Source organism: Succinimonas sp., from assembly GCF_045225735.1.
In the GTDB taxonomy this organism is placed as follows: domain Bacteria; phylum Pseudomonadota; class Gammaproteobacteria; order Enterobacterales; family Succinivibrionaceae; genus Succinimonas.
Map to the genome: position 1 here is coordinate 1 of NZ_JBGVBR010000120.1, position 2,226 is coordinate 2,226.

The window sequence follows — 2,226 nt, forward strand, 5'->3', positions numbered from 1 at the left end:
TCAGCATTGGTCATCACGCCGTCACCGTTTTGATCCTTATATTTGAAGTCACCCGGTTGACAACCGAACTTAGCAGCTTCAGTTTCCTCGCCAAGTTGCCATACACCTACTCTTTCATATTCCCAAATCTGATCTGGGTCATGGCCAATGAACCACTTATTATCTGGGTCATCCTTTTCTTTCTGACCAATCAACTTTCCATTATCATCGAAAATGTCTTCCATATCACCGTACAACTTCTTTAATGTACGTCTGTTCATTGAGAATGTCAACGCCTAAGTTCAAGATAGAAGTGCAATTTCCAGGTAGAGGCGAAGCCAAGACTAATACCTGAAAAACACCGAGGGGTTTGGGGGCGAGCAGCCCCCAAGAGAGGAGAAAGGGAGCTGATTTCAATCTGGCAATGCAAAAAACAATAATGGGAGACCGGAATCTCCCAGAGATTAATTAACTTTGCATTGCTTATGTACAAACAACTAACCTCGGAGCAAAGGTACACAATTTCCGTGTTACTGCAAAGGAAATGCTCAAGAAAGTCAATCGCGGAAGCGATAGGTGTCCATCCTTCCACTGTCACACGTGAGTTGAAGCGCAACTCAAGCCAGCGTGGGGTGTACAAATGGGACTGGGCACAGAAGAGGGCTGACAAGCGCAGCAGGCGTCAGCCGGGTAACCGTGCCATCAGCAAGGCTGTATGGGGCGAAGTCAGGCACCATCTTGTGGATGACCAGTGGTCTCCAGAGCAGATATCCGGCTATCTGGCAAGAGACGGGATAAGGATATCCCATGAGACCATCTACAAGTGGATCAGGCAGGACAAGCGCGACAGGGGAACCCTGTACAAGCACCTAAGGCACAGACTCAAGCACCGCAGCAGGCCAGTGGGGGCAAAACGGGTAAACATCCCCGACAGGGTCAGCATACACGAGCGGCCCGCAGAGGCGGACGGCAGGAGGTTCGGTGACCTGGAAATGGACACCATAGTCGGGCCGAACAACCAGCATGCAATAGTCACCGTCATAGAGAGGAATACCAACAGGCTGTTCATGGAGAAGCTCAAGTATGGAAAGGACGCGGAGCAGCTTGCCCGTACAGTAATCGCCATGCTCAGCCCTTTCAAAGACAGCATACTGTCCATAACGACAGACAACGGAACGGAGTTCACATGCCATAAGATGATAACAGAGGCTCTCGGTGCACAGGTGTACTTCGCAGACCCGTACTCATCATGGCAGAAGGGAGCCATAGAGAATGCCAACGGACTGATACGTCAATACATCCCAAAGGGCATGCCGTTCTCGGAACTTGACGAAGAGAACATAGGGGAAATAGCAGACAAGATAAATGCAAGACCAAGGAAAAAGCTCGGATTCGAGACGCCAATGGCCTGTTTTGAAGAAAAATTCAAAAAGTGTCACTCAAATATCAAATAAGAATAGTAACTTTGCACACAAAACGGAAAAGAAGATGAAGAAATACAATTACGACAGACTCAAGGATGCCTACCGGCAGTTCAGCGCAGCTGAGACCGAATATATGAAGGCATGCGATCAAGATGACGAGCAGAACCAATGGGAAAAGGAAGAAATCCTAAACGCCTGCACAGACATCCTCACCGTCACTGTGAAGGATATCCTAGAGGATGAAGAGGACTTCATACAATAGAAAGTGCGATTGCACTTGCCAGTTGAATTCGCGTAGACCTAACAAAAGTTAAATACGTTAAATCCGCTCCCGTTTTTACACATTCTAAAGCCGTCAATCCACTTTTCTACCGTTTAACGTGTAAGCAATTGATTATCAGTGTTTAATATATTCATGGGTTGCTTTGGCCTTACAACTGTAACTTCCTATATTAAAGAGCCATTTGCTATCAATTACGATGTCTTTAAAAATTCTGTTGATAATACATTTACTACTGCCACTCTTATTGTCCCTGCCGGTACAAAGGCAAAGTATCTGGCTACTGACGGCTGGAAGAATTTCACAAAGATTGAAGAAATGGAGGTCTCGGAGATTTCTGGCGACGTCAACGGCGACAATACTGTCAATACAAAAGATGTTGCAGTGATTGCCAATATAATAGTCCGTGGTAGTTATGATGAAGCTGCCGACGTAAACAAAGACGGTAAGGTGGACATTGCCGACATCATCCAGATTGTGAATCAGATACAATCCACTTCGACATCAGAATGACTCTTTTAGAGTAAAATGACTTATAATGGA

The 2,226-nt window shown here is 46.1% G+C and carries 4 protein-coding genes; 3 read left to right on the forward strand and 1 reads right to left on the reverse strand.

The window, feature by feature from the left end:
- Positions 1-224 (reverse strand): hypothetical protein (locus ACJROR_RS04430; protein ID WP_406546040.1); only part of this gene is annotated, 224 nt, incomplete at its 3' end.
- 240 nt (positions 225-464) lie between these two features.
- On the opposite strand from ACJROR_RS04430, the gene ACJROR_RS04435 reads away from it, so the two are divergent.
- The 3 genes from ACJROR_RS04435 to ACJROR_RS04445 all read left to right on the forward strand — a co-directional run bounded on the left by ACJROR_RS04435 (position 465) and on the right by ACJROR_RS04445 (position 2,196).
- Complete coding sequence (locus tag ACJROR_RS04435) at positions 465-1,433, forward strand: IS30 family transposase (protein WP_406546041.1); 969 nt, start codon at positions 465-467, stop codon at positions 1,431-1,433.
- A gap of 34 nt (positions 1,434-1,467) precedes the next feature.
- Entirely contained in the window at positions 1,468-1,665 is a 198-nt protein-coding gene (locus tag ACJROR_RS04440; protein ID WP_406546042.1) for a hypothetical protein, read from the forward strand.
- Positions 1,666-1,803: 138 nt separating this feature from the next.
- Positions 1,804-2,196, forward strand: coding sequence for a dockerin type I repeat-containing protein (locus ACJROR_RS04445; protein ID WP_406546043.1), 393 nt, complete (start codon positions 1,804-1,806; stop codon positions 2,194-2,196).
- Positions 2,197-2,226 lie beyond the last annotated feature (30 nt).

Coding starts and splice junctions, on each gene's coding strand:
- ACJROR_RS04435 (WP_406546041.1), top strand. CDS start 465: ATGTACAAACAACTAACCTCGGAGCAAAGGTACACAATTTCCGTGTTA.
- ACJROR_RS04440 (WP_406546042.1), top strand. CDS start 1,468: ATGAAGAAATACAATTACGACAGACTCAAGGATGCCTACCGGCAGTTC.